The sequence below is a fragment of the Polynucleobacter sp. 15G-AUS-farblos genome (genome assembly GCF_018882445.1).
Lineage (GTDB): Bacteria > Pseudomonadota > Gammaproteobacteria > Burkholderiales > Burkholderiaceae > Polynucleobacter.
Genome location: NZ_JACVOM010000001.1, coordinates 66,561 through 83,448 on the forward strand (window position 1 = coordinate 66,561; position 16,888 = coordinate 83,448).

21 protein-coding genes and 2 tRNA genes are annotated in these 16,888 nt (G+C 45.5%); 10 read left to right on the forward strand and 13 right to left on the reverse strand.

Features of this window, described 5'->3' with window-relative positions:
- The first annotated feature begins 29 nt into the window (after nucleotides 1-29).
- Genes thiC through thiE form a run of 5 tightly spaced genes read left to right on the forward strand, consistent with a single transcriptional unit; the run spans nucleotide 30 to nucleotide 5,068 of the window.
- Entirely contained in the window at nucleotides 30-1,958 is a 1,929-nt protein-coding gene (gene thiC, locus ICN41_RS00305) for a phosphomethylpyrimidine synthase ThiC (protein ID WP_370629064.1), read from the forward strand.
- 2 nt (nucleotides 1,959-1,960) lie between these two features.
- Nucleotides 1,961-3,106: an FAD-dependent oxidoreductase gene (locus ICN41_RS00310; protein WP_216290831.1), complete on the forward strand. Its 1,146-nt coding sequence runs from the start codon at nucleotides 1,961-1,963 to the stop codon at nucleotides 3,104-3,106.
- Complete coding sequence (gene thiS, locus ICN41_RS00315) at nucleotides 3,097-3,294, forward strand: sulfur carrier protein ThiS (RefSeq protein WP_216290832.1); 198 nt, start codon at nucleotides 3,097-3,099, stop codon at nucleotides 3,292-3,294. Before ICN41_RS00310 ends, thiS begins: the two co-directional genes overlap by 10 nt.
- A 15-nt stretch (nucleotides 3,295-3,309) precedes the next feature.
- A complete protein-coding gene (locus ICN41_RS00320) occupies nucleotides 3,310-4,128 on the forward strand; it encodes a thiazole synthase (protein ID WP_216290833.1) in 819 nt (272 codons plus the stop codon).
- A gap of 13 nt (nucleotides 4,129-4,141) precedes the next feature.
- Entirely contained in the window at nucleotides 4,142-5,068 is a 927-nt protein-coding gene (thiE, locus tag ICN41_RS00325) for a thiamine phosphate synthase (protein WP_216290834.1), read from the forward strand.
- Here the strand turns inward: thiE and thiD are convergent.
- On the reverse strand, nucleotides 5,065-5,949 hold the full coding sequence (thiD, locus tag ICN41_RS00330; protein ID WP_216290835.1) for a bifunctional hydroxymethylpyrimidine kinase/phosphomethylpyrimidine kinase: 885 nt from the start codon (nucleotides 5,947-5,949) through the stop codon (nucleotides 5,065-5,067). The two genes, thiE and thiD, sit on opposite strands and share 4 nt — an antisense overlap.
- 21 nt (nucleotides 5,950-5,970) lie before the next feature.
- Between thiD and ICN41_RS00335 the strand changes: the two genes are divergently transcribed.
- The 4 genes from ICN41_RS00335 (at nucleotide 5,971) to ICN41_RS00350 (ending at nucleotide 9,365) form a co-directional block, all read left to right on the forward strand.
- A tRNA-Asn gene (locus tag ICN41_RS00335) sits at nucleotides 5,971-6,046 on the forward strand.
- 65 nt (nucleotides 6,047-6,111) lie between these two features.
- Complete coding sequence (locus ICN41_RS00340) at nucleotides 6,112-6,666, forward strand: hypothetical protein (protein ID WP_216290836.1); 555 nt, start codon at nucleotides 6,112-6,114, stop codon at nucleotides 6,664-6,666.
- 22 nt (nucleotides 6,667-6,688) lie between these two features.
- Nucleotides 6,689-7,552, forward strand: coding sequence for a transporter (locus tag ICN41_RS00345; RefSeq protein ID WP_255537825.1), 864 nt, complete (start codon nucleotides 6,689-6,691; stop codon nucleotides 7,550-7,552).
- Nucleotides 7,553-7,613: 61 nt separating this feature from the next.
- Nucleotides 7,614-9,365 carry an IlvD/Edd family dehydratase gene (locus tag ICN41_RS00350; RefSeq protein ID WP_216290838.1) on the forward strand — a complete coding sequence of 584 codons (1,752 nt, stop codon included), beginning with the start codon at nucleotides 7,614-7,616 and terminating at the stop codon, nucleotides 9,363-9,365.
- A 7-nt stretch (nucleotides 9,366-9,372) separates the two neighbouring features.
- On the opposite strand, the gene ICN41_RS00355 is transcribed toward ICN41_RS00350, so the two are convergent.
- The 3 genes from ICN41_RS00355 to ICN41_RS00365 form a co-directional block, all read right to left on the reverse strand.
- On the reverse strand, nucleotides 9,373-10,110 hold the full coding sequence (locus ICN41_RS00355) for a 1-acyl-sn-glycerol-3-phosphate acyltransferase (protein WP_216290839.1): 738 nt from the start codon (nucleotides 10,108-10,110) through the stop codon (nucleotides 9,373-9,375).
- Between the two features lie 37 nt (nucleotides 10,111-10,147).
- Nucleotides 10,148-11,839 (reverse strand): AMP-binding protein, encoded by a 1,692-nt coding sequence (locus ICN41_RS00360; RefSeq protein WP_216290840.1) that lies wholly within the window; start codon nucleotides 11,837-11,839, stop codon nucleotides 10,148-10,150.
- 69 nt (nucleotides 11,840-11,908) lie between these two features.
- Nucleotides 11,909-12,472: a 5'-methylthioadenosine nucleosidase gene (locus ICN41_RS00365; protein WP_216290841.1), complete on the reverse strand. Its 564-nt coding sequence runs from the start codon at nucleotides 12,470-12,472 to the stop codon at nucleotides 11,909-11,911.
- 20 nt (nucleotides 12,473-12,492) lie between these two features.
- Here ICN41_RS00365 and ICN41_RS00370 point away from each other — a divergent pair, with 20 nt between their 5' ends.
- A complete protein-coding gene (locus tag ICN41_RS00370; protein WP_216290842.1) occupies nucleotides 12,493-13,011 on the forward strand; it encodes an adenine phosphoribosyltransferase in 519 nt (172 codons plus the stop codon).
- A 2-nt stretch (nucleotides 13,012-13,013) separates the two neighbouring features.
- On the opposite strand, the gene ICN41_RS00375 is transcribed toward ICN41_RS00370, so the two are convergent.
- The 9 genes from ICN41_RS00375 to ICN41_RS00415 all read right to left on the reverse strand — a co-directional run bounded on the left by ICN41_RS00375 (nucleotide 13,014) and on the right by ICN41_RS00415 (nucleotide 16,771).
- Nucleotides 13,014-13,295 (reverse strand): YqjK-like family protein, encoded by a 282-nt coding sequence (locus ICN41_RS00375; protein ID WP_216290843.1) that lies wholly within the window; start codon nucleotides 13,293-13,295, stop codon nucleotides 13,014-13,016.
- Entirely contained in the window at nucleotides 13,295-13,663 is a 369-nt protein-coding gene (locus ICN41_RS00380; protein WP_216290844.1) for a phage holin family protein, read from the reverse strand. Before ICN41_RS00380 ends, ICN41_RS00375 begins: the two co-directional genes overlap by 1 nt.
- A 6-nt stretch (nucleotides 13,664-13,669) precedes the next feature.
- The gene (locus ICN41_RS00385; RefSeq protein ID WP_216290845.1) at nucleotides 13,670-14,005 is read right to left on the reverse strand and encodes a YqjD family protein; all 336 of its coding nucleotides are present in this window, start codon (nucleotides 14,003-14,005) and stop codon (nucleotides 13,670-13,672) included.
- Nucleotides 14,006-14,045: 40 nt separating this feature from the next.
- Nucleotides 14,046-14,507 carry a Smr/MutS family protein gene (locus ICN41_RS00390; protein WP_216290846.1) on the reverse strand — a complete coding sequence of 154 codons (462 nt, stop codon included), beginning with the start codon at nucleotides 14,505-14,507 and terminating at the stop codon, nucleotides 14,046-14,048.
- 21 nt (nucleotides 14,508-14,528) lie between these two features.
- A complete protein-coding gene (locus ICN41_RS00395) occupies nucleotides 14,529-14,825 on the reverse strand; it encodes a hypothetical protein (RefSeq protein WP_216290847.1) in 297 nt (98 codons plus the stop codon).
- A gap of 1 nt (nucleotide 14,826) precedes the next feature.
- Nucleotides 14,827-15,006: a sigma factor-like helix-turn-helix DNA-binding protein gene (locus ICN41_RS00400; RefSeq protein ID WP_216290848.1), complete on the reverse strand. Its 180-nt coding sequence runs from the start codon at nucleotides 15,004-15,006 to the stop codon at nucleotides 14,827-14,829.
- Nucleotides 15,007-15,191: 185 nt separating this feature from the next.
- Entirely contained in the window at nucleotides 15,192-15,458 is a 267-nt protein-coding gene (locus ICN41_RS00405; protein ID WP_216290849.1) for a hypothetical protein, read from the reverse strand.
- A gap of 53 nt (nucleotides 15,459-15,511) precedes the next feature.
- Nucleotides 15,512-15,601: transfer RNA gene (locus ICN41_RS00410), tRNA-Ser, on the reverse strand.
- Between the two features lie 33 nt (nucleotides 15,602-15,634).
- Entirely contained in the window at nucleotides 15,635-16,771 is a 1,137-nt protein-coding gene (locus tag ICN41_RS00415; protein WP_216290850.1) for an NAD(P)/FAD-dependent oxidoreductase, read from the reverse strand.
- Nucleotides 16,772-16,888: the final 117 nt, after the last annotated feature.

Here is a 16,888-nt window from a genome sequence, read left to right on the forward strand (position 1 = left end):
CGTCCATCCAAAACAGTCAGGAGATGGACATGAGTAATAGCAAAAACCAAACTAAACACGAGATTCCAAGTCTAAAGAGCCTAGAGCGAGACTTTGGACAAAAGTTTGCCTACCCGGCTTCAACTAAAACCTATTTACAGGGATCACGTGCAGACATCAAAGCACCGATTCGAATGATTGAGCAATTACCAACACGTGTTGGTGAAGAACTTATCGCCAACCCACCTGTACCGGTATATGACACTTCAGGTCCTTATAGTGATCCAGAAATTGTGATTAATCTAGAAAAGGGTTTGCCTAGATTACGGGATACCTGGATCAACGAACGTAATGACACGGAGCAACTTGCAGGGCCGAGTTCTGATTACGGTGTAGCGCGTGCTCAAGATGAAGCAACTCAAAATTTACGCTTTGCGCATATCAGCGCACCACGAGTAGCAAAGGCTGGCAAAAATGTCAGTCAAATGTATTACGCACGTCAAGGCATTGTCACTCCTGAAATGGAATATGTTGCCTTGCGTGAATCGATGGGTTTAGAGCAGCTGCGCAAAAACCCAGAATACAAAATGCTGTTAAAGCAACATCCAGGCAAAAGCTATGGCGCCAACCTACCAGATATTGTGACTGGCGAATTTGTTCGCTCTGAAATCGCTGCTGGCCGTGCCATCATTCCAGCTAATATTAATCATCCTGAATTAGAACCGATGATTATTGGCCGTAACTTCCGCGTGAAGATTAATGGCAACCTTGGTAACTCTGCCGTCACCTCGTCTATCAATGAAGAAGTAGAAAAGATGGTGTGGTCGATTCGTTGGGGCGCAGACACCATCATGGATCTCTCTACAGGCAAACACATTCATGAGACACGCGAATGGATTATTCGCAATTCACCAGTACCTATTGGCACTGTTCCAATCTATCAAGCACTTGATAAAACCGGCGGCATTGCTGAAGATCTCACCTGGGAAATGTTCCGCGATACTTTGATTGAGCAAGCTGAACAAGGCGTGGACTACTTCACTATTCATGCGGGTGTATTGCTACGCTATGTCCCCCTCACTGCTGATCGCATAACCGGCATCGTCTCTCGCGGTGGATCAATCATGGCCAAGTGGTGTCTTGCTCATCACAAGGAAAACTTCCTCTATACCAAGTTTGATGAGATCTGCGAGATTATGAAAGCCTATGACGTCTCATTTAGCTTGGGAGATGGCTTACGCCCCGGTTGCATTGCAGACTCTAATGATGCCGCACAATTTGGCGAACTCCATACCTTGGGTGAGTTAACTGCTAAAGCATGGAAACATGATGTACAGGTCATGATTGAAGGTCCTGGTCACGTTCCAATGCAACGTATTGAAGAAAATATGACCGAGGAATTGAAGCATTGCCTCGAGGCACCCTTCTATACCCTCGGACCATTGATTACGGATATTGCCCCTGGTTACGATCACATTACCAGCGGTATTGGTGCCGCTCAAATTGGTTGGTACGGCACAGCCATGCTTTGCTATGTGACACCAAAAGAGCACTTAGGTTTACCAGATAAAGAAGACGTTCGCGAAGGCATCATCACCTATAAGATTGCTGCCCATGGCGCGGATCTTGCGAAAGGTTTACCAGGTGCTCAAGTTCGCGATAACGCCTTATCTAAGGCGCGCTTTGAATTTAGATGGGAAGATCAATTTAATCTCGGTCTAGATCCTGAACGCGCTCGTGAGTATCACGATGCAACTTTGCCTGCCGAGGGTGCCAAGATCGCTCACTTCTGCTCAATGTGTGGACCTAAATTCTGCTCAATGAAAATTACACAAGAAGTACGTGATTACGCAGCAAGCTTAGATGCAGATGGCAATCCAAAAGTACCTGGCAAAGTCATTCCGATAGCAGAAGCGAATAAAGGCATGGAAGAAATGTCTGCAGAGTTCCGCAAGCGCGGTAGTGAAATTTATCAGTAAGCATGACTAAAGCTGCATTCTCGCAAAGCAAGATTGCCATTGTTGGCGCCGGCCTCATGGGTCGGATGCTAGCTGTGGCACTTGCCCAGCAAGGTGCCAAGGTGGATCTTTTTGATCAATCTGGTCCGGACGCTAAACATGCTGCTGCACGCATTGCAGCAGCAATGTTGGCCCCGCTGGCAGAATCCGCTATTACTGAAGATGCTGTGGTGCGCATGGGCATACATAGTCTGCCCCGCTGGAAAGCCATCATTAGCAAGCTGAGTAGCCCCGTCTTTTTTCAGCAGGATGGCACTCTGATCTTATGGCATCGCCAAGACAGCAATGATGCTGAACGATTTACTGCTCACCTAAAGAAGAATGGTCTTCGCAATCATCAGCTTGCTTTGCCGCAAGTGCTAGATAGACAAGCCTTAATGCAATTAGAGCCGGGTGTTGCAGACCGTTTTCAACAGGGTCTCTATCTTCCGAATGAGGGGCAACTAGACAATCGCCAACTCTTAGATGCACTCATGACCGAGTTGGATTTGCTATCTGTTCATTGCCATTGGTTTAGCGAGGTCAATCCGGAATCCCTTCGGGATCTATCTCTGTATGACCAAGTTTTAGATTGTCGTGGAGTTGGCGCTCAGAAGGCCTGGAATCAATCAAGCAACACACTACGTGGGGTTCGTGGTGAAGTATTGCGACTGTATGCGCCCGAAGTGAAACTGCGTAGACCCACACGCTTAATTCATCCACGCTACCCAATTTATATTGCACCAAAAGAAAATGATGTCTATGTTGTCGGTGCAACTGAAATTGAATCAGACGACTTATCTGAAATGAGCGTGCGTTCGGCCATGGAATTGCTTAGTGCCGTTTATACGGTACATAGCGGCTTTGCTGAAGCACGCATTCTGGAAATGTCAACACAATGTAGACCAACCCTACAAGACAATTTGCCTGCAGTGCAAATTCATCAAGATAAAGGTCGGTCTGATTTGATATTAATCAATGGACTTTATCGTCACGGTTTTATGATTGCCCCGGCTATCTTAGACTGTGTATTAGAAATACTGGAATCAGGTGCAAGTCCTACGGCACAAGAATTGGGCCTCAACATTACGGGCGCAGAGAAATATTCTGGAGTAGATGTATGCGTGTAATTGTTAATCAACAAGAATATGACATGCCACATCAAAGTATGGTGAGCGATGCCTTGACTTTAATTCAAGCAAAGCCCCCCTATGCCGTAGCAGTCAACCTGCAATTTGTACCTAAAAGTAAACATACCCAATACCCACTAAATGAAAATGATCAGGTAGAAATCATTGCACCTGTGACTGGTGGTTAATACCAATATTTGTATATGACAGCCCCATTACCGCAAACCTTTAAGCAAACAGATCCATTGATCCTCTATGGTGAAACTTTTGCTAGTCGCTTACTCTTAGGAACATCACGTTATCCTTCGCCTCAAGTGCTAGAGACTGCAGTGAAAACAGCTAAGCCAGCCATGATTACCGTTAGTCTACGACGCCAAGGAAGCGCAACTTCTGAAGCACATAGTGGTTTTTGGGATCTCCTCAAAAAAATGGCTGTACCCGTACTACCAAATACAGCTGGATGCCATAGTCCACAAGAAGTTATTACTACCGCACAAATGGCACGTGAAGTTTTTGAAACGGATTGGATTAAGTTAGAGCTGATTGGTGATGACTACACCCTTCAACCCGACACCTTACGACTGGTAGAAACAGCTGAGATCTTGATCAAAGATGGATTTAAGGTACTGCCCTATTGCACTGAAGATCTCATTCTTTGCCAACGTTTAGTAGATGTAGGGTGCCAGGCAGTGATGCCTTGGGCTGCTCCGATTGGCACTGGTCAGGGTCCACTCAATCCCTACGCCATGAAGCTTTTGCGTGACCGACTAAAGGTACCTCTCCTAGTCGATGCAGGTCTTGGCCTTCCTTCGCATGCTTGTAGCGTAATGGAATGGGGCTTTGATGGCGTCCTTCTCAATACTGCAGTTGCTCTAGCAGATGACCCCATCATCATGGCTAATGCTTTTGCGATGGCGGTAGAGGCTGGACGCTCTGCGTACTTATCAGGCGCAATGAAACCCCAACTCTCTGCACAGGCTAGCACCCCACTGGTGGGAACTCCGTTTTGGCATCAAAGTTAAGCATCGTTAATATATGAGCCTCATTCGTGACCTTGCAGACCAAATTGTTGCCGCACATCGTAGTGATGATTTGTCTATCCCGATTCCGCAATACAGTCTGGGTAATCCACCACCCCAAGTTGATAATGAAGCCGCCACCGATCATTACGAATTGGCTGGTGCGCTGGCTGCCATTGACATGGGCTTTATCGAAAAGGACGCCCGCATATTAGGTAAAGCATGGTCGCGTATGGCTATTCAAGATGGGGGCTTTAATCCCTTCAAATGGCCAAGCAGACCAGAGCACTTTGATCTATTGCCTTGGACACGCAATATGAATCCAAAAGCGTTTGCAGAATGTCCTAAACGTCTGGGTTTATATGGCGTTATGCCTGATGCCGATTGGGTAAAACGCATGGTAGATGCTGAATTGCCCACCGTGCAATTGCGCTTTAAATCAGAAGACAAAAGCAAAATCAAGAAACAAATTCGTGAATCAGTCAAAGCGGTTCAAGATAGTAAAACGCTTTTATTTATTAATGATTATTGGCGAGAGGCTATTGATGCCGAGGCCTATGGCGTTCATCTAGGCCAAGAGGATTTAGAGTTGGCAGATTTAGAGGCAATCCGTGTTTCAGGCTTGCGTCTGGGTTTAAGCACTCATGGCTATGCAGAAATGGCTTATGCCGATCATTTTTGCCCTAGTTATATTGCGATGGGTGCTGTCTTTCCGACGAACTTAAAGCGGATGCCAACAGCTCCTCAAGGTCTTGGACGTCTTTATCAATATGCGAAATTACTAAGCCACTATCCACTAGTTGCTATTGGTGGCATTGATCAAGATAGTATTCACGCCGTCTCAAAAAGTGGCGTTGGATCAGTAGCTGTCGTAAGGGCCATTACACAAGCAACCGACCCTAAGGCTGCAGTTAAGCATCTACAAGAGTTAATGCGCGCTTAGCCTGGACTTTGTTCATCCAGTAATGCAGTCGGATAAAAATCATGCATGTGCCAAAGGGGTCCGGGACCCTCGCCAATGCTAAGAAAACGGCCAGCCTCTAAGCCAGCCTCAACATAAGAAATTGCTTTTGCAACAGCAAGACTTAAATCATGCCCATCAGCCAAATACGTAGCAATAGCTGACGCTAAAGAGCATCCAGTACCATGGGTATTCGCAGTATGAATGCGATTGTGTTTAAAGGCTTTTGATTGGGTTACTTCGAGACCGTCTTCTAGTGTATGCCACATCAGAAAATCAGTAATCTGTGTATGGGTGCTATCAAGATGTCCGCCTTTAATTAAAACGGCTTGTGGCCCCATTGCCAATAATTCTTCAGCAGCGAGTTTGAAATCATCTGATCCCTTGAGATCGCGGCCTAAAAGTAACGATGCTTCGTCCATATTTGGAGTAATTAAGGTAGCCATCGGAAATAATTCAGCAATGATGGCTTGTGCAGTGTCATCACCGCCGAGGCTTGCACCCGATGTCGCTCTTAATACCGGATCCAATACGATGCGCTTTACCCCATGTCGACGCAAAGCCTTAGCTACGGTTCGTACTATTTCTGGGCTAGCTAACATCCCAATCTTCACAATATCAGCGCCAATATCGGTAAACACTGCGTCGATTTGAGCCTCAACTACATCCAAATCCACATCCTGAATACGCATCACACCCAAGGTGTTCTGGGCAGTAATAGCAGTAATTACGCTCATGCCATAAGCCCCAAGAGCAGTAATTACCTTTAGATCGGCCTGTAGCCCTGCGCCGCCGCCACTATCTGACCCAGCAATGGTCAGCACTTTAGGGATCAGCACAGAAGTAGGAAAGGAAGATTTCATCTTGCTATAATATCGGCTTATTCCTCGATAGCTCAGTCGGTAGAGCGCCGGACTGTTAATCCGTAGGTCCCTGGTTCGAGCCCAGGTCGAGGAGCCAAATCTGAAAGGGTCGCTAATTTAGCGGCCTTTTTTTATTTTAGATCAAGCACATACAATGATGTCATGAATACTAGCAATCAAAGCGCCAAGCCAAAGAACGGTTTAATCCAAATATTAGAAGATGAGGCAAAAAAAGCCTTTACCCTTTCGGTTTACTTTGGATCCTGGTTTTGCGCCCTCAGCTTTTTAGCGGCGACCATTTTGGATGAGAGGCCTATTCCGCTATCCATCTTTGGCTTTGCCATAGTCAAAGGCGCTTTATCTGCAAAATTCTTACTTATTAGTGAAGCCGCTTTTCCGATCAAAGTCAGCAAGGCTAAAGGTCTAATTCGGTCGCTCTTATTGCAGTCTTTTATTTATGTTGGGATTGTCCTTGGTCTGAATTATCTTGAAGCAGGCTTTGATGGCCTCATTCATGGCAAGAACTTTTGGGATTCGCTTGCAGCGTTTGGTCAAGCTAACCCCTTACGCGTCATTGCAATGTGTATCGTGTATTGGTTAATTGTCTGGCCTTATTTAGTATTGATCGGACTGAAAATTTCACTGGGCAGCAATGCAACGATTGCCATTCTTTTTGGTGATAGAACCATGCCTGATGAGCCAGTTAACAAGACCTGATCTTTTCTTGTATTTAAAATTGATGCGGGCGTTTCTTCTATTTTTATTCTGGATCCTTGGATCACAGGCCCATGCCCAAGAAATCGAAGCGCGAGCCTATTCCAACGCTCCAATCGGAATTAACTTTGCCAGTTTTGGCATAGCTCAAGCCTCAAGCTCTTCGTATAAGCTCACTTCTGAAGCAGCCAGCTATACGCGCATATTAGATGTAGCCGGCCAATCCGGAAAAATTACCCTAGTTCTTCCTTACGCCCAACTATCAGGCACCGGTAAGATAGGGAGCCAGTCAATTAATGCCACATCAGAAGGTTTATCAGACCCCCTTATCAAGGCATCAGTTAACTTATATGGCGCACCTGCTCTCACCCTAGATCAATTTAAGAATTACCAGCAAGATCTCATCATCGGCGCCAGTCTAGCGGCCTCTATTCCATGGGGTCAGTACAACAATGAGCAAATGATTAATGTTGGAGCTAATCGTTGGTTTATTCAGCCAGGTGTTGGCGCTTCTCAAGCCGTGGGACCATGGCGTTTTGAATTAGCTGGTGCAGCAACAATCTATACCAGCAACAATAGCTTCTTAGGCGGCAATACGCTCTCGCAAAACCCGATCTACTCCACTCAAACTCATGTCATTTACTACTTTCCATCGACCGCTTGGATTTCTGTAGATGCTACCTATTACGTGGGTGGTCAAACCTATATCAACAGCATGCCGGTCAGTGGGTCACAAGAAAATTGGCGTTTTGGAGCAACCTTCTCTTATCCGATCAACCAACAAAACTTCATCAGAATCAATGGAAGCACTGGCACCTATTCCCGCACCAATAATAGCTACGATTTAATAGGCATTTCCTGGCAATATCGCTGGGGTGGCGGCATCTAAGTAAGACCATCTGCTAATGGCTACAATCTAATTCAACAATAACTATAGTTTCGAGACAAATATGAGTACAAAGCCAAAAAACCCATCCGATCAAAAATCTGAAAGCGCTTTGCGCAAGGGTCTTACGAGTTATGGAGATAAAGGATTCTCCTTATTTCTACGCAAGGCTTTTATTAAAGGTGCTGGCTATACCAATAGCGCACTAGATCGCCCAGTAATTGGCATTATTAATACAGGTAGCGCCTACAACCCCTGCCATGGAAATATGCCTCAATTGATAGAGGCTGTTAAACGGGGTGTCATGCTTGCGGGTGGTCTTCCAATGGAGTTTCCAACTATCTCCATTCATGAAAGTTTTGCAGCGCCTACCAGTATGTACTTACGCAATCTCATGTCGATGGATACGGAAGAGATGTTGCGTGCACAACCGATGGATGCAGTTGTCATGATTGGCGGATGCGATAAAACTGTTCCAGCCCAAATGATGGGTGCGGCATCTGCTGGCTTACCTGCCATACAGCTCATTACTGGTTCAATGTTAACTGGCTCTCATCGCAGCGAGCGTGTTGGCGCTTGTACTGACTGCCGCCGATATTGGGCTAAGTTTCGCGCAGGCGAGATTGATGAAGTAGAAAAAGATGAAGTAAATGATCAACTAGTGGCTAGCGTTGGAACCTGTTCTGTGATGGGTACTGCTAGCACTATGGCATGCATCTCTGAAGCCTTGGGAATGACGGTGCCCGGGGGTGCTACGCCTCCTGCTGTCACTGCAGATCGCATACGTATTGCTGAAGAGACCGGCACTTGTGCTGTGCAGATGGCAAAAGATGGGCTAACGATTGACAAGATCTTAACTGCCGATGCATTTGAAAATGCTATGCGTGTTTTGCTTGCTATTGGCGGGTCTACGAACGGTATTGTTCATCTTGCAGCCATTGCAGGACGCATGGGTCTAGAGATTGATTTAGATGCTTTAGACAAAATGGGTAATGACACCCCGGTATTGGTTGATCTAAAACCTTCTGGCGATCATTACATGGAAAACTTTCATGATGCGGGCGGTATGACGACTTTGCTTCGTGAATTAAAGCCACTCATGAAATTAAATGCCATGACAGTGACAGGTAAAACCTTGGGCGAAGAGATTGATGCAGCACCCCCAAGCTTTAAGCAAGATGTCGTCCGTCAATTTAATGATCCTATTTACCCAAGAGGCAGTATTGCGGTCTTGCATGGCAATTTAGCACCCGGCGGCGCCATCATCAAACAATCTGCTGCCAATGAAAAGCTGATGGAGCATACAGGTCGTGCGGTGGTTTTTGAGAATGCAGAAGACCTCGCATCCCGTATTGATAGCCCTGATTTAGATGTCACTGCGGAAGATATATTAGTACTCAAGAACATTGGCCCCAAAGGTGCCCCAGGCATGCCAGAGGCTGGCTACATCCCTATTCCGATGAAGCTGGCGCGTGCAGGTGTCAAAGACATCGTCAGGATCTCAGATGGGCGCATGAGTGGCACCGCTTTTGGAACGATTGTGTTGCATGTGACCCCAGAATCAGCGATTGGCGGACCCTTGGCACATGTTCGTAATGGCGATCAAATTCGTTTGAGCGTTAAAAATCGTGAAATTAGCTTACTCATCTCCGATGAAGAGCTAGCGAAACGAGCTATTGATAATCCCATTACCTCACCTACTGCTGAACGAGGTTACAAAAAACTATTTTTAGACACGGTGATGCAAGCCGATAAAGGGGTTGATTTTGACTTCTTACGTGCTGCAAAGATGGTGGGTAAAACACCAAAGGCTTAGTGTTTAATTATAGATAGGCTTGAGGGTCGATTTGATGCATTTCGCCCTCAATCCATCCCTCAACTTCTGCCTGAATCTGCTCTTCAGTTTTATCTTGAACCGAGATAGCTGGGCCAATCGACACAGTTACTAGTCCTGGGTATTTACGAAAACTATTCCGAGGCCAGACATTACCGGCATTTTGGGCCACCGGAATAATGTCGGTTTGGGTAGTGATTGCCAAACGAAACCCACCTTTGCGATAAGGATGGTAAGTGCCAACCGGAGTCCGAGTCCCCTCCGGAAATATCGCAATCCACTGACCCTGCTCAAGCCGGGCTTTACCCTGAATGGCTACGGCAGCTCTCGCAGCGTCTCTGTCCCCGCGATTAATTGTGATCATCTTCAATGAGGCTAAGGCCCAGCCAAAAAAAGGCAACCAAAGTAATTCTCGTTTAGATACGAAGCAAAGGGTTTTAGGAAAGATATGGGGGTACACAATTGTCTCCCAAGCAGATTGATGCTTGCTCAGTAAAATCATTGGCTTAGCGCCGCACTCTTTTATATGCTCCATCCCTAATACACGGTACTGAACATTACAAATGAGATTGAGCATGAGGAGATTCAAACCGCTCCAATAACGCACCATGCCATAACGTTGCTGCACGGTACTGATAGGTATGATGAGAACACAGAGGACAGCAGCAACAGCGGTGAAAGGAACTAAATAGAGATAGAAAAGAAAGGATCTAAGATAGATTTGCACTGAATAATCTCTTAATTAATTCTCTTAACTTAGTCTCTTAACTTAGTCTCTTAACTTCATCTCTTAATTCACGACGCAAGATTTTGCCCACATTAGTTTTGGGTAATTCTGTCCTGAAGACAATTTGTTTAGGTCGCTTATAGTTTGTCAGTTGCTGCTTGCAATACGCCTGCACCTGCTCTTCCGAAAGACCTTCATGATCTTTGACAATAAAAGCCTTTACTGACTCGCCAGTATCTTCATCCGGAGTACCGATCACTGCACACTCTAATACACCTGGCATCAGTGAAAGAACTTCTTCTACCTCATTTGGATAGACTTTAAATCCAGAGACAATGATCATGTCTTTTTTGCGATCAATGATTTTGACGTAACCGTGCTCATCCATGACGCCAATATCACCTGACTTAAAGTAACTATCCGCAGTAAATGCATTACGCGTCTCATCAGGCATATTCCAATACTGTGTCATTACCTGTGGACCCCTGATGGCAATTTCTCCTGACTGGCCAAGTGGAAGTTCCTTATCCTGCTCATCCAAGATAGCCACATCCGTTCCGGGTACAGGTAATCCAACATGTCCAGTAAATGACTGAATCAGCGGTGTGTTGACGCAAGCTACAGGCGATGTCTCAGACAGACCATAGCCCTCTGCAATTGGGATGCCAGTTAGTCGCTGCCACTCGTCTGCAACAACCTTCTGCATGGCCATGCCACCGCCAATAGTGACAAGCAAATTGGGTAACTTGATTTTGGAAAATTCTGGGCGATGAATCAGCGCATTAAAAAGTGTGTTTACGCCCGGGAAAATATGTATGCCTGGATGCGTCTTGAGCAACTTAATGAAACCCGGTATATCTCTTGGATTCGGAACCATAATCAGCAGGCCTCCCATACGCGCACCAAATACAGCGCAGGCTGTAAGCGCAAAGATGTGATACAGCGGTAGAGGACACAGAAATACCAGTTGATCTATCTGCTTGCCTTTGAGACCAGGCTCTAGCCAAACTTCAATTTGTTTCGCATTGGCCAAGATATTACGGTGCAATAAAACCGCTCCCTTTGAAACGCCAGTAGTGCCACCGGTGTATTGCAAAAAGGCAATATCATCCAACGCAATGTTTGGTTTCACAAAATGGGTGCTCGCCCCCAATCTCAGGGCTTCCTTAAAGCGAATGCTTCCTGGAATATCCCAAGCAGGCACCACTTTCTTGACGTGACGCACTACCAAATCAACCACCTTGCCCTTGGCGCCAATAAACTCGCCTAAGCTAGTTACGACCACATACTTTACAGAAACTTGATGGGCTATTTTTTGATACACATGGGCAAAATTTTCTAAGATGATCAGGGCTAAAGCGCCACTATCTTTGAGTTGATACTCTAACTCTCGTGCGGTGTAGAGTGGGTTGACATTCACCACTACGCACCCTGCTCGTAATGCACCCATCATGGCAATCTGAAATTGCATCACATTGGGGAGCATGATGGCCACCCTAGTTCCTGGCTCCATGCCCAGGGTTTGAAGGTAGGCGGCAAAGTACTTAGACTGCTGATCTAGCTCAGCATAAGTCATGAACTTACCAAGATATTCACAAGCATTCCGATTCGGATAACTTGCGAATGATTCTTCAAACATATCTACTAAAGAAGTGTAAGAAGATTCCCCAATACTATGAGGCACTCCCTCAGGGTAACTTTTTAACCATGGCTTGTTAGGATTAGTCATCGTGAAAGACTGTCTCCTTTTATGATGTCGGCATTAATAATGCAGTCTTATGCACATTCTAAACATTGCTTAACTGTTCAGAAGCTGCTCTAGCATCTCTAAATAAAGCGCTTGACCATGGTTCACCTGATCCTGCCAATCATCGCCGGAGTTTTCATTGGCCTCATCCGTGATGTATTTAAACGATTGCCATGGAATTTGGTGATGATGTGCAACTGCAGCAATTGCAAATAGCTCCATGTCCACTAGATCCACCTTTTGTTCATGAAGCCATTGATCATGGCTATTCACAAAACTATCACCTGTTCCACAAACATAGATACCTGCCTTGGAATGGTATTTGACTGGAGTATGGCTAAATGGTGTTTTTCCACGAGGCGCTAAGGGCTCCGCATTCATATCCCGTTGAATGACAGATCCAATCTCTAGTAACCCATGGATTTGAGGGTTAATCTTGCCAGCCGTACCAAAATTGATGATGCGTGCTGGCTGATGCTGATGAATCGCCTGGCAGGTAGCAATCGAGGCATTAATCTTGCCAACGCCGGTATAGATAATGTTCACGCCAGTAGGCAGAGCCTCCTGTTTGAGCTCAGACTCTAAGGCGGTGATAATGAGTAGCTTATTCTTCATGTATGTCATTAAACATCAAAATGAATCTATTAGATTTTCTTCCTGGAGTGCCTGATTTTCCTAAACCAGGAATCTTATTTAGGGATATTTCTCCGCTCTTAGCGAATCCTGTCGCTTTCAAAGAGGCTATTCGTCAACTAGAAGTCCTATCAAATGACTTTGAATACACCCATATCCTAGGCATTGAATCGAGGGGCTTTATTTTCGGCTCTGCTCTTGCTCACCAAACACATAAAGGCTTAGCTTTAGCCCGCAAGCCCAATAAATTGCCTTTAGCCAGCCATCGAGAATCCTATGGACTGGAATATGGCGCAGATTCATTAGAGATACAGCAATCAACACTACCTCAAGGTGCACGGGTATTGCTATTAGATGATGTTCTTGCTACTGGCGGTACCTTAATTGCTGCTGACAAGTTGATCCGCGCAGCAGGCTTTGAAGTGGCTGGCGCTCTTACCTTGCTTGAAATTGAAATACTGAATGGCGCTCAACTGCTCGATCAGCATCACATACCCAATCGCTCAGTATTGAAAGCCTAGATTTAAATCAGTGATTTAGCGCTTTTGATGAGCTTGATGGCGCCCCAACCTACGGCTAATGCCCTACTTGCTAACTTGGGCTTGTAATGCGCTAAGGTAGCAAAAGCTCCAGTGAGAATAATGGGATTATTTTTTAAGAAATGAAAGATATCGACGCCCTTATCAGCCCAGGATAGCGGCTTTTCCCATGGCTCAAGATGCAGCGCAAACTCTTTACGCTCATGATTGGCCAGAGTTTGCAATGCATGCCGACGCTTCTCTAATGCTTTTAGCTGCTGACCCATTATTTAGTGAGCTCCTCGCGATCTTTTGCAAATTCTGCAATAGATGCTTCAAAGAGTTTAGGCATGGTCCGCAGAGATTGCATCACCAATAAAGCCAGAATAAGCCCAATAGCAATAAAGCCGCTAGTCAGTAAACCCAGTGCCAACATACGATTGGTTTCCCAGCTGTAAATCACAATCAGCAGGGATAGCATTACCAAACCAAAGAATAAAAAGAACAATGCGCCAATTATCATGACCAATAGGCTAATGAATTTTGATCGGGCAATTTGCACATCTACCGATAAAAGCTCTAGACGTGTTTGGGCAATAGAGGCTCCAGTGGCGACAATATTCTTCAGCGAAGAGAGTAAATTTTCTTGAGACATAGCGCCTTAGTGTCTGCGAATCAGCAAACCAATCAATAGCCCCAAGCCAGCTGCAACCCCAACCGCTTCCCATGGTTTGCGATGAACAAAGTCATCCGCACCCTCTGCCACAGCCTTAGCTTTTTCAGTAAGAGGTCCCTCGAGTAAAGACAGGTTCTCTTTGGCGCTCGTTAAGGTGTCCATTGCCTTTGAGCGTATTGAGGCAATAGTGCCATCCTCGTGGCTTGCTGTTGCTTTGATTAAGGCTTCGGCATCAGCCATCAGCGCTTTGAAATCCCCGATTAATTGATCAGAATGAAGCTCGTCATGGCTTGTAGCGCTAGTAGATTTATTATTAGTCATACTGATATCCTTCTTTTGGAGTTACTCTTTTACTGTCATTCTAAGCGTACACCCCAGGGGCATTCAATAACAGCACCGTAATACCAGAATTTCCAGCCTTAAATCGCTTCAGATAAGCCTTTAATCCTGGTCTTTTTTTAATCAAGGCGTGATAGGCATGACTGCCGTAGGGTACCGTTTCCCCAAAATAGTATTCATGAACGCGATCTGAAAAGTAATTACTTTCTAGGGCGTGATGAACGGCTCTTTTAATATTTCCGCCTTCACCACTAGATCCATAGCCATGAATCAGCACAATGGCTTTGATACCCAGTTCAGAAGCATTGCGAAGATAATTACCGAGGCTTTCTATAGCCTCTTCAACCAAGGGTTGGCCTTGCTTGAGATTGATTTCAATCGTATCAAGCGCTAGGGTTGGAGATTCTTGGGATGAGCAATACGGACATTGCTCAAACAATGGTCTTGGATTGCCACATTCAGGGCACTCAGCAACTTGCGTCATTAGCACCCTGAATTAATGTAATTAAGAACAATACTTATCCTCAAGTGAACGTACATCACTCACTTTGTCGTCCACCATCTGATTCAAAGTTCTTTGTGCAACAACTCGATTTTCAGGCATTTTTAAGCTTTGATTAATCAAGCTAGCCACGTCTTTCCGAATTGCTGTATTGCCATAACGCAATCCCTTTAAGGTGGATACAGCCTCTGCAGAAATCTTGCATTGCTGCTGAACTAAGGCGGATGAATCCGTAGAACTATTTGCGTAAGCAAATGCAGCAACGGAAATTGATGCCACAGCTAACAGAGTCTTTTTCATACTAATTCCTTAATTTATGACCACAAGTTGGACAACATCCCAGATCTTTTGCTCTGGTCTTACGTAATGCGGCATACACACTGGACTCTGAAATCTCCATCTTTCTAGCTGCCTGCGCTGCAGACAAGCCTTTGCCTATTAATTCCAAGGCTTGATGTGTTTTTGGTACCCGTCTCTTCATTTCATCTCCCAGTAACATTACTATACTACAGAAGTTGTGAAGTTGTGAATTATAGTAAAAAAATAATACAGTGCTTAGAAAAATGCTGTTGAACAATTCACGCGAGCGTTGGACTGAATCGATTTGGGCACGGGAGGCAATAAAAAACCACCCGAAGGTGGTTGAGCATTTAAGAGGAAATGTCCTTAGCGACTTGCTGCGATATCTGGCTGCCAACTGTATCCACGCGCCTTCATACAGGCTGAGTACAACTCTGGGTTGGTTTGCACACCGGAATAGCCGTTATATCCGCCCCAACCTGGTCCCCAGCCATATCCGCCCTGATTAAAGCCAAAGGGTTGCTGTGACTCCTGAAGGCAGACGTAGTTATCTTGATTAAATTGCAAAGGTGTGACATCAGCTTTGACCCACAAGCCAGATTGCGTTGCGCAAGCGGCAAGAATCATAGGCATCAGTAGTAAGGAATACTTCAATATGCGCATTTTGATCAAGAGAGATAATTAAATGGCGGAAGAGGTGAGATTCGAACTCACGGAGGACTTTCATCCTCGCCAGTTTTCAAGACTGGTGCATTCAACCGCTCTGCCACTCTTCCTTAGACCTTCCCAATACTGGGTAAGTGCCTAAATTATAAAGAACTTTTGATTAGGCCCTCTAAATGCCTTGCAATTGCTAGGCTCGAGGTGAGCCCTGGGGACTCAAATCCATAGAGATTGAATAAGCCTTGTAAGCCATGTTCTCTTGGACCGTTAAAACAGAAATCTCCTGCCGGGGCATTCGGAGGAACAATTTTGGCTCTGACGCCGGAATAATCTGGCTGCAAGGCCCCATCTTTTAAGCCTGGCCAATAGCGGCGAACCGCTTCATAAAAACCTTCGCTTCTCTTGGGATTTACCGTGTAATCAATCTGATTCTCAGATTCAATATCCAGCCACTCCACATCAGGCCCAAATTTAGCTTGACCACCCATATCTAAAGTCAGGTGCACGCCTAAACCTCCAGGCTCAGGAATGGGATAAATCAAATGGGTGAAGGGTGATTTTCCAGAAAGCGAAAAATAATTGCCTTTAGCAAAATAGGCCTTCGGCACTTGAGAAGCAGATAAACCTTCAATTCTTTGCGCGATGGCAGGCGCACTTAAGCCCGCACAATTGATCAGAAGCCGAGTTTGAATATGCATCCCATCGGCTCCACCAATTTCCAAAGCAAAACCATTTTCTGCATTAGTACCAAGTGCCTTGGCGCTGATCAGTGGAGATTGGTATGCCACCATGCCACCAGCATCCTCAAAGCCACCTAGTAAAGACAACATATAACCATGACTATCCACAATGCCAGTCGATGCCGACAAGATAGCTGCAGAACAGTGCAGCTGGGGCTCTAAGGTTTTTGCCTCTTCGCCAGAAATAATGCGGATATCAGGCACATGATTGTTTTGTGCTTTATAGAGAATTGCTTGCAAATCATCTAACTGTGAATCATCGCTAGCAACAATCAATTTTCCATAGGCTTGGGTACTAACTTGATGAGTTCGGCAATACTCATAGAGCATGCGATTGCCCTGAACGCAAAGCTGAGCCTTAATAGAGCCTTTGGGGTAATAGATTCCTGCGTGGATGACTTCGCTATTGCGGGCACTGCTGATGGTGCCAAAGGCGTTTTCACGCTCCAAAAGGATCGTATCTCGACCTTGCAAGGCCATTTCTCGGGCAACCGCTAAACCAACCACCCCTGCGCCAATAACGACGCAATCAACCTGCTCCATCTACTTGGTCCTGACTTGTTTAATAGCATTTATTACTATGAATAGGCACAAATCGTAACATTTTCAGTGGTTTAAAGGGGGTTTGGGTCATTTAGACCCCTAGTTCTTGATAAAATC

Excerpts from the sequence above, each read along its gene's own strand:
- thiC (WP_370629064.1), top strand. The coding sequence starts at position 30 with ATGAGTAATAGCAAAAACCAAACTAAACACGAGATTCCAAGTCTAAAG.
- ICN41_RS00310 (WP_216290831.1), top strand. The coding sequence starts at position 1,961 with ATGACTAAAGCTGCATTCTCGCAAAGCAAGATTGCCATTGTTGGCGCC.
- thiS (WP_216290832.1), top strand. The coding sequence starts at position 3,097 with ATGCGTGTAATTGTTAATCAACAAGAATATGACATGCCACATCAAAGT.
- ICN41_RS00320 (WP_216290833.1), top strand. The coding sequence starts at position 3,310 with ATGACAGCCCCATTACCGCAAACCTTTAAGCAAACAGATCCATTGATC.
- thiE (WP_216290834.1), top strand. The coding sequence starts at position 4,142 with ATGAGCCTCATTCGTGACCTTGCAGACCAAATTGTTGCCGCACATCGT.
- thiD (WP_216290835.1), bottom strand. The coding sequence starts at position 5,949 with ATGAAATCTTCCTTTCCTACTTCTGTGCTGATCCCTAAAGTGCTGACC.
- ICN41_RS00340 (WP_216290836.1), top strand. The coding sequence starts at position 6,112 with ATGAATACTAGCAATCAAAGCGCCAAGCCAAAGAACGGTTTAATCCAA.
- ICN41_RS00345 (WP_255537825.1), top strand. The coding sequence starts at position 6,689 with ATGCGGGCGTTTCTTCTATTTTTATTCTGGATCCTTGGATCACAGGCC.
- ICN41_RS00350 (WP_216290838.1), top strand. The coding sequence starts at position 7,614 with ATGAGTACAAAGCCAAAAAACCCATCCGATCAAAAATCTGAAAGCGCT.
- ICN41_RS00360 (WP_216290840.1), bottom strand. The coding sequence starts at position 11,839 with ATGACTAATCCTAACAAGCCATGGTTAAAAAGTTACCCTGAGGGAGTG.
- ICN41_RS00365 (WP_216290841.1), bottom strand. The coding sequence starts at position 12,472 with ATGAAGAATAAGCTACTCATTATCACCGCCTTAGAGTCTGAGCTCAAA.
- ICN41_RS00370 (WP_216290842.1), top strand. The coding sequence starts at position 12,493 with ATGAATCTATTAGATTTTCTTCCTGGAGTGCCTGATTTTCCTAAACCA.
- ICN41_RS00375 (WP_216290843.1), bottom strand. The coding sequence starts at position 13,295 with ATGGGTCAGCAGCTAAAAGCATTAGAGAAGCGTCGGCATGCATTGCAA.
- ICN41_RS00380 (WP_216290844.1), bottom strand. The coding sequence starts at position 13,663 with ATGTCTCAAGAAAATTTACTCTCTTCGCTGAAGAATATTGTCGCCACT.
- ICN41_RS00385 (WP_216290845.1), bottom strand. The coding sequence starts at position 14,005 with ATGACTAATAATAAATCTACTAGCGCTACAAGCCATGACGAGCTTCAT.
- ICN41_RS00390 (WP_216290846.1), bottom strand. The coding sequence starts at position 14,507 with ATGACGCAAGTTGCTGAGTGCCCTGAATGTGGCAATCCAAGACCATTG.
- ICN41_RS00395 (WP_216290847.1), bottom strand. The coding sequence starts at position 14,825 with ATGAAAAAGACTCTGTTAGCTGTGGCATCAATTTCCGTTGCTGCATTT.
- ICN41_RS00400 (WP_216290848.1), bottom strand. The coding sequence starts at position 15,006 with ATGAAGAGACGGGTACCAAAAACACATCAAGCCTTGGAATTAATAGGC.
- ICN41_RS00405 (WP_216290849.1), bottom strand. The coding sequence starts at position 15,458 with ATGCCTATGATTCTTGCCGCTTGCGCAACGCAATCTGGCTTGTGGGTC.
- ICN41_RS00415 (WP_216290850.1), bottom strand. The coding sequence starts at position 16,771 with ATGGAGCAGGTTGATTGCGTCGTTATTGGCGCAGGGGTGGTTGGTTTA.